At 54.8% G+C, this 8289-nt stretch carries 7 protein-coding genes; 1 reads left to right on the top strand and 6 read right to left on the bottom strand.

Features of this window, described 5'->3' with window-relative positions; genetic code table 11:
* The 6 genes from B071_RS0107790 to B071_RS0107760 form a co-directional block, all read right to left on the bottom strand.
* On the bottom strand, window positions 1–928 hold a 928-nt coding region (locus B071_RS0107790; RefSeq protein ID WP_157703081.1), incomplete at its 3' end, for a methyl-accepting chemotaxis protein.
* Window positions 929–1031: 103 nt separating this feature from the next.
* Window positions 1032–1871 carry a MurR/RpiR family transcriptional regulator gene (locus B071_RS0107780; RefSeq protein ID WP_169336316.1) on the bottom strand — a complete coding sequence of 280 codons (840 nt, stop codon included), beginning with the start codon at window positions 1869–1871 and terminating at the stop codon, window positions 1032–1034.
* On the bottom strand, window positions 1855–2760 hold the full coding sequence (locus B071_RS16570; protein ID WP_018526539.1) for an RNase adapter RapZ: 906 nt from the start codon (window positions 2758–2760) through the stop codon (window positions 1855–1857). Before B071_RS16570 ends, B071_RS0107780 begins: the two co-directional genes overlap by 17 nt.
* Window positions 2748–3872, bottom strand: a complete 1125-nt coding sequence (locus B071_RS0107770) for an ABC transporter ATP-binding protein (protein WP_018526538.1) — start codon at window positions 3870–3872, stop codon at window positions 2748–2750. The genes B071_RS16570 and B071_RS0107770 overlap by 13 nt, the downstream gene beginning before the upstream one ends.
* Window positions 3873–3878: 6 nt before the next feature.
* Window positions 3879–5474 carry an ABC transporter permease gene (locus B071_RS0107765; RefSeq protein WP_438829644.1) on the bottom strand — a complete coding sequence of 532 codons (1596 nt, stop codon included), beginning with the start codon at window positions 5472–5474 and terminating at the stop codon, window positions 3879–3881.
* 285 nt (window positions 5475–5759) lie between these two features.
* Window positions 5760–6902 carry an ABC transporter substrate-binding protein gene (locus B071_RS0107760; protein WP_018526536.1) on the bottom strand — a complete coding sequence of 381 codons (1143 nt, stop codon included), beginning with the start codon at window positions 6900–6902 and terminating at the stop codon, window positions 5760–5762.
* Between the two features lie 171 nt (window positions 6903–7073).
* Between B071_RS0107760 and B071_RS16565 the strand changes: the two genes are divergently transcribed.
* The gene (locus B071_RS16565; protein ID WP_018526535.1) at window positions 7074–8243 is read left to right on the top strand and encodes a M24 family metallopeptidase; all 1170 of its coding nucleotides are present in this window, start codon (window positions 7074–7076) and stop codon (window positions 8241–8243) included.
* Window positions 8244–8289: the final 46 nt, after the last annotated feature.

The following is an 8289-nucleotide window of genomic DNA, read 5'->3' as shown; positions in this document are numbered from 1 at the left end:
GTTCCACCACGGTTCCCACGATCCGGTTCAGCCCCTCCACGGCCGAGGAGATATCCCGACCCATCTCGCCGATCTCGTCGTGGCCCCGGACGGTCACGCGGGCCGTGAGGTCCCCCGTGGCGAGTTTCCTGGCGATATCCCGGGTGAGGCGCACCCGGTTGACCACGTGGCGCGAGAGGCCGATCGCCAGGACCAGGGCCAGGACGAGGCTCACCGCCGTGGCCCCCAGGAGCAGGCGCATCCCCTGGGCAGCGCTGGCGTTCATCACCGCCACGGTTCGGGCCACTTCCTGGTTAATCACCGCCTGGGCCCGTTCGGCCGAGGCCTCGTATTGCTGCTGATTCTGGATAAACCCCCTCCGGAGCGTCACGTTGTCCCGCCCGGAGGTTTGGAAAAAGTTCAGTCTGTTATCCACCATGCTGCGCATGGACATGGTAAAGGTCTGAAGCTGCCGCAGGGCAACTTCAACATCCTCGGAAGTTGTGGCGAGAAAAGTTGCGCCCTCCACAGTCCCGCCCTCCAGAACTGCGTTCAGATACTGGTTCGCCAGAGCCGAAAGCGTCCGAACCCGCTCGAGTTCGTCCTGATCTTCCACGCCGGCGATCACGTTCTCCAGCAGTAACTGGGCCTGGGTAACGGCCAGACGGGATTGCATGATGGCGTAGAGGTAGGGTGTGGCCCGATCGGTGAGGCGACGCGCATCCCGGTGAAGCCCGGCAATGCGCACGGCGCCCACTCCCCCGGCAACAAGGATGATGAAGGCCAGCGAACCAAAGGCAAGAAGCATCTTGGCACGCAACCGAAGGTGGAACCCCCGGGTTTGCTTTGGCCTGCTCTTCTTGCTGGCCTTGCTGGTCTTGCTGGTCTTGCTCGCCCTGGCGACAGATCCTTCTTTCCCGGCACTCTTCTTTTTCTTTCCTGTACCCATATTCCAAGAGTATACCTTTCTTTTTTAAACAAGAAAACAATGAAATAGGATTATCAGAAATTATGATCTTCGGAGTTTCGGGTTCCCCCTCTAATCTTTTGGATTACGTGATATACCGGTTCCTGAGCTTCTCCAGATCCTTTACCGCCTCAACGGCCCGTTCCCCCATGATTCGTGCAGTCGCAAGCGTTATTGCATCCGCCAGAGCAACAGGCACTGCCATTGAATGAAAAGCCCCCATGGGCCCGCGCTCCACCTGAAGGACCTGGCTGGCCTTTTCGCAGCGGGCTTGCACCATCGTATCGGTGATCAGGATTCGTGTGGCACCGCATTTTCTGGTCCAGTCGAGAAGAGCTACTTCGTCAGGTGTGCTCTGGCCAAAGGCGAGCATAATGAGACAGTCCTTTTTTTCTGCTCGCACAACATCATCAAATAGTCNCCTCCCTGAGGATGTTATCATCTGGACATGCAGTCCAAAACGCCCCAGCCAGAATTGTAATGCGTGGCACGGAGTCGCAGCGGCACCCTCACCAAAAAGCCAGATTCTCTGGCTTTTCGAGATTTCTCTCGCTGCCTGATCAATCAGATCATCGGGAATTCGCTCGACCATGAGCCTCATATATTCGATCTGTCGGCCAACAAAATTGTCCATAACCGAGGAATGATCCGGCATCTCCGCGAGTGTCTGCTCAACTCTTTTCCACGATGACACCCGTTCCATCAGACGCTGCTGCAATGCATTCTTCAAGTCGGGATATCCGGAGAAGCCTACGATCCGGGAGAACCGAACTACCGTTGCCTCACTCACACCAGCTCTCTCTGCCAGATCGGTGATGCTGAGCATGGCGCATTCATGAGGGGCCGAGCGAATGAGTTCCGCTATCCTCCTGTGACCGCGGGAAAACTGCGATTCATGTTTTGCAATCTCATCCAGTACAGTCACTCTGGACAGTCCCTCTTTCCCTGTGATGAACAGCAACACGGAATCCCTGCCGGTCAATTTCAGCGCCGATACGTTCAGCCACGGCCACCGACCTGTGCTGGCCGCCGGTACATCCAATCCCCACCCGGAGCCGGGCTTTTCCCAACCGAGAGTAGGAAGGTGCCAAGGTGGAGAGGAGCGACACAAGGGTCTCGACAAAGAAGGTTGTGTTTGGCTGTTCCATGACATATTCCGCACACTCCCGGTCAAGCCCTGTGAGATCACGAAGGTGAGGAACATAATAGGGATTCTCTATAAACCGAACATCAAAGACAATGTCAGCGGGGAGGAAGGGTCCGTACTTGAAGCCGAAAGAAAAAATATCAATAAAAATGCTGCGATGAAAGGAGGTTCCCTTTATGAGCGAACTGAGCCTTTCCTGAAGGTCGTATATCGACAGCTGCGATGTATCGAGAACTTCCGAGGCCCTGAATCTCAGGGGCTGCAACATCTGCTTCTCATGTTGAATCAAGGCAGACAGGTCGGTGCCCGCCGAGGGATGGTACGAGGATTTTCCCTGAATGCGCTCTTTTGCTATCGCTGGCTGGCATTCCAGAAAGAGAATGCGATACGGCACAGATGCATTTTCCAGCTTGTCCAGGGCCTCCGAGGCCGCAGAAACGGCCTCATCATCCGCCATATCCAAAGCAACCACGCAGAGCCCCTCCTCGGAAAAGGACTTTTTCTGCCTGAACCCGGCAAATGGTTCCAACAGTTGCGGAGGAAGATTATCTACTCCCGGGATGCCGAGGAGGTCGAAGGCCCGGATCGCCTCGGTGCGACCGCTCCCCCCGTGACCAAGCAAAAGAATTATCTCTTCAACTGCCCCATCAGACCTCACACCCGGCATACAAGCTCCCCCGACTGATCAAAGCACTTTACACGCTCGGGCTTTACACCTACCCAAACAGGGTCATCAATATCCAGTTCCGGATCATGATACACGGTTGCCGTAACAATTTCCCCGCCAATCCGGATTTTCAGATACCACTGGGATCCGGCAGGCAAAATAGAGTACACCGACCCTTGCACCAAACCTTCACCAGGAGAGGCAGATACAACGAAATCTTCTGAGCGAACACCCACCTTTACCGGCAGAGGATTATGGCCCGCGGCTGGAGGCATAGTTGCATCGTCGATCCTTACGGTCAGCTCTCCTGCAGTGACAACCACTCCCTTTCCCGGAAGTTCCCTGGCTGGGGTAACCACTCCCTGAAAGAAGTTTATCTTTGGGTTGCCGATAAAATCAGCTGTGAAGGTATTCGCGGGAAAATGATAAACAGACATGGGATCTTCGTACTGTTGCAGTTTCCCCAAGTTCATGACAGCAACTTTCGTGGACATGGTGAGCGCCTCGAGCTGATCGTGGGTTACATAGATGATGGTCGATTTTGTCTCTGCATGAAGTCGTTTCAGCTCGGCTCGCATATCCATTCGAAGCTTGGAGTCCAGGTTTGACAGGGGTTCATCCAGGAGCAATACAGCTGGTTCCATTACAAGGACACGGGCGATTGCGACTCGCTGTTGCTGCCCCCCCGACAGTTCGTTGGGAAATCGCTGGAGAAGATCCCCTATGTAAAGAATCTCTGCGATATGACCTACTTTTCTTACAATTTCCGCTTTTGCCTGTTTCCCGATCTGGAGACCGAAGGCAATATTATCAAATACAGTCAGATGCGGCCACAGAGCATAGCTCTGGAACACCAGACCCAGCTTGCGTTGCGCCGGAGGTATATAGTCACCATTACTGGCAGAGTAGACACATCGGTCACCAATCCATATTTCACCCTCATTGCTGGGAGTTTCGAGTCCCGCAATCATACGCAAGGTGGTGGTCTTCCCGCAACCCGAGGGACCAAGGAGGGTTGTGAAGGAACCGTCTTCAATTTCGAGATCGAGTTTATCAACAGCTGCGACGGAACCAAAACGTTTCGTCACATTCTTCAATACTATGCTAGCCATTTGTTATTATCCTCCAAGTCCTTTTGCAAGATCGGTCTTCATGAGCTTTCTGCTGACAACTGTTGTTGCAAGAATGGTGATGACGATGAGAAGCATGATCGCATTGGTATAGGGATACCAGCCCCGATCGGTAAACCTCATGGTGATGGCCGTGGCTGTCTGCGTCCTGGGCGTTACCAGGAGAACCACAAGACTCAGTTCCCGCATGGCTGATATGAAGGGAAGCAAGAGCCCCGAGAAGAAGGCGGACTTCTGCAGGGGAAAAATGATCTTCCGCATTCTGGTGGTCCATCGGGCGCCAAACATGATCGCCGCTTCTTCCAGTTCCGGACCAACCTGCATCATCGCTCCAATTCCTGCCCGTGAGGAGTAGGGTAAATATTTTACGGTGCAGGCGAGTACCAGCAGCGTAAAGGAGCCATAGAGGCTGGGGATTGGTCCCCGCTGTACTGCAAAGAGGGCAAGAAAGATTGAGCCAAAGGCAATGCTGGGCATCAGATACGGCATGAACGAAAGCTGATCCAGGAAACGGGAAAATCTGGTTCCCCGGAGTCGAACAACCGTATATCCTACGAGCATTCCCGTAATGCCACAGATGACTGCCGTCACAAGACCAAGACGAACACTATTTGCAAGCGCTCCCATGACCTGATTGTTGCGAAGAATTCCCGGCTCTCCCGTTGCGAGCCCAATAGAATGACTTGCAGGGCCAATCCAGTAATGAAGACTGAAGTTGGACAGGCGATACGTTCCCGGAATGAGCATAACAGTCTCTATTGCCAGAACCGACAGGGGAATCACTGTCACACTTAGCAAAAAGACGAGAACCATCGCCGCGATGGGCTTGCCAAAAACACCTAAACGAACGAGCCCGCTCATTCCGCTTTTTCCGGAAATGGTGACAAAACTGCGCCGGGCTCCGATCACCTTGTGGTCCATATAGAGAACCAGCATTCCCATAAGAATCATCACAAGGGCTACGATATAACCCATGCCAGGACGCTGTCCGACAAGGTTTGAGTGCAGCAGCGTTGAAAGAACATAGAAGCGGACAGGCCCCCCCAGAAAGGCCGGAGTTCCAAAGGTTCCCAACCCTCGGGAGAAGGTCAGAAGAAATGTTGAGAACACTACCGGCAGAACCAGAGGAGCCACGACCCGACGGATCACCTGGAATCTCGATGCGCCCAGCAGTTCTGCAGACTCTTCCAGCTGGGAATCGATATTCCTGAGCGCCCCCCCAATGAGCATGAATCCGAAGGGGAAATAGTGCAGCGCAAGGGTGATAACTATGGGGAACATCCCGTAGGAGATCCAGTTTGGCGGCGCCACCCCTGTTATATACTCGAACAACCCGAGGCTTCCCCCAACCCGCCTGTTCTTGAAAAGTGTGATCCATGCCAGGGCAAGTGCCCAGGAGGGCATGATGTACGGCACTATTCCCAAATTGGAGATAAGCTTCTTGCAGGGCATGTCCGTGCGAACCACCAGCCAGGCCAACATTCCTCCAATAATCAACGCCAAAACAGCAAGAGTTATTGAAACAATCAGCGTGTTGATCAGGGGGCGATAGAGAAACGCCCAGGCATGATCCCCCGTAAACATTCGTTCCCAATGACGCGTGGTAAAGTCACCCACCCGCGATCCCGGAATCTGGAACCGCTCCATCGCGTGAACCGTGAATGTTTCCTGAAGCATTACCGCTATGGGCACGAGCACGAGATAACACAGTATTATCACGAGAACGATCGANAGAATGACCTGGGGCGTTGCATTCCGGCGAACCGTGCCTAAGAGAGCTTTCGTGTTCATTACATTCCTTTCATGAAGAGCTGTCTTGTCCGCTCTCCCGAGAGCGGACAAGACACAGGAACTAGAAGATGTTAAAAATTATTGCTGAACAAAGCGAAGCCAGGCGTCGAGGATGACCCCCCGATTTTCTGCTGCAAAAGTGGGGTCATATGTCCACAAGCGATCCTTCCACCACTCCCAGGGCATATCGTCTTCGTGAACACCAATTTCGGTGCTCATTGAATAGATCCCGACATCATTAATCCACGGCTGGAATCCCTCGGGAGTCATCAGGTAGTTGGCCAGCGCCATTGCAGCATTGGGGTTCTGAGGCGCTCCCGCGAGTTGAATGTACAGGCCGTAGTAGTATCCGATGAGCGGATTGATATTCTCGGAGAAATCCAGAGCCAGATTAAGACGAGGGATATCGCGATGCTTGGAAAAAACGTAGAAAAATCCGTAGGGAGGATCATCCTGGTCTCTTTGTCCAACGGCCTCGGCAATTCTTGTGTCACTGGTCATCAAAATAATATCGTTCTCAACCAGTCTCCGAAGAAACTCAAGACCGGCATTGCTCTCAACCATTTCCAGAGGACGCCCGAAGCGGCGTTCGTAATCCGCTTCCAGGATATCGGCGCGACGCATGAGCTCGGTAAAGGCATTCTGGTGCTCACCGGTAATGGCCAGATCCCGTACCATAACACGTCCCCGATATTCGGGAAGGGTAAGATCCCAAATGCTTTCAAAGGGATCATCTCCGTGTTTCTCGGTGTTATACCCAATAACACGGGAAACATACGCAAAGGTCAGGGGATCGTGGTACTGGCTGGGAACGCTCCTTTGTGCTGACGGCGGGATAAAGTTCACCAGATACCCGTTATCAACAAGGAGCTCCTTCATGCTGGGATAATCTTCTATCAGGACCAGATCGACCTGATTCACCCCCGATCGGGACTCCTGATAGACCCGCTCTACCAGCTCGACCTCTGAAAGACGTGTTGCTTCAACCTGAATACCGGTTTCCTGCGTGAACTTCTCTACCGCAGCATGGATTCGACTGGTGGTTGCATACACGGTCACCTTGCCTTCCTTACGGGCCGCCTCCATCACCGCATCCCAGTCGCTGGCATCGTACTGATACACCCCCGCAGCGTGGGCACCTTCCTGTCTTCCGCCCGCAAAGACCATCGTGGCCCCGGTAAAACACAAGATACATACCAGACTTAAAATCTTCCGTGACATGTTTCCTCCTTGCAATTTCTGCAGTGCTCACTACAGGGCTGTATCATATCACGAGAAAAAAATACGTGGCTATTTTTTTTCAATTGTGGCGCTTTTTTTTCGTCGAGGACCCATCCCCCCTCGGACCCTCCCCGGATTGACAGACCCCCAAACCCGTGTTTAATTTATTTTATGAAAGAAATATTAGATGAGACCGGGACAAAGCTTCAGCTCCTTCGTGATCTCATGGATGAGCGGGGCCTGTCGGCGATTCTGCTGAAGAGAACCTCCTCTCTGGCCTGGATCACCGGCGGGGCCCGCACCTGGGTGAACACCGCCAGCAGCGAAGGCCCTGTGATGGCCCTGGTGACACCTCGGGAGCACCTGTTACTAACCAGCACCATCGAGGCCCCCCGTCTGGAGGAGGAGGAACACCTGGTGGCCTCGGGGTGGCGCCTGGAGAGCTCCCCCTGGTACGCACCCCCCCGGGGGGTGGCCGATCTGCTGAGAGACCAGGCGATACCCACCGACACCGGCCCCCCCCTCCCGCCGGGGTGCGATGTTCCGTTGAATGTCCCCGGGCTGGAGGTGGTGGATCTGGGAAGCACCATCTCCCGGCTCAGGTCACGACTCCTTCCGGTGGAACAGGACCGTGCCAGGAGCCTCGGAGCTGACTGCGCCGCGGCGATGCAGGAAACATGCCTCTCTCTGGAGCCCGGACAGAGCGAAGAGGAGATCGCTGCCCTGCTCTGGCACCAGGCACAAAGCAGGGGAATTCAGGCCATAGTATCTCTGGTGGCGGTGGACGAGAGGATAGCGCGGTACCGCCATCCCCTGCCAACGGAGAAGATNCTCAGGCGCCACGCCATGGTTGTTCTCTGCGGTCGCCGTCAGGGTCTCGTTGTCTCGCTTACCCGGATGGTGCATTTCGGCTCCCCGCCCGAAGAGATCCGTCACCGCCAGAACGCCGTAGCCCTGGTCGACCACGCCATGATCGCAGCCTCACGCCCCGGGATCACCACAGGAGAGATCTTCCAGAGAGCCTGTGATGCCTACGGCCAGGCCGGATTTCCCCAGGCCTGGGCCGATCACCACCAGGGAGGTGTGGCGGGCTACGAGCCCAGGGAATACCTGGCGCTACCGGACGGACCGGACCGGCTCTCGCCGGGACAGATCTGCGCCTGGAACCCCTCGCTGCCGGGGGCGAAATCGGAGGATACTCTTCTGGTGGGTGAAACGGAGCCAGCGATCCTCACAGAGATTCCGGGGTGGCCCCTTCTTGAACCGCGCCAGCTTCCTCACGACGTATCTCCCCTTCCGGGAGTGATCCCGAGGCCGGATATTCTGATTCGCTACATCTGATTCTCTGCATCTGATTCTCTACATCTGATTCGCTACATTGGAGANC

Origin of the sequence: Alkalispirochaeta alkalica DSM 8900 (genome assembly GCF_000373545.1) — a bacterium.
GTDB classification, from domain to species: domain Bacteria; phylum Spirochaetota; class Spirochaetia; order DSM-27196; family Alkalispirochaetaceae; genus Alkalispirochaeta; species Alkalispirochaeta alkalica.
Note: the sequence above shows the minus strand (reverse complement) of the source record. Positions and strands in the feature narration are given on the sequence as shown.

Bases quoted from the DNA above. Each gene is read 5' to 3' on its own strand.
- B071_RS0107760 (WP_018526536.1), bottom strand. From the start codon at position 6,902: ATGTCACGGAAGATTTTAAGTCTGGTATGTATCTTGTGTTTTACCGGG.
- B071_RS0107765 (WP_438829644.1), bottom strand. From the start codon at position 5,474: ATGTTTACGGGGGATCATGCCTGGGCGTTTCTCTATCGCCCCCTGATC.
- B071_RS16570 (WP_018526539.1), bottom strand. From the start codon at position 2,760: ATGCCGGGTGTGAGGTCTGATGGGGCAGTTGAAGAGATAATTCTTTTG.
- B071_RS0107770 (WP_018526538.1), bottom strand. From the start codon at position 3,872: ATGGCTAGCATAGTATTGAAGAATGTGACGAAACGTTTTGGTTCCGTC.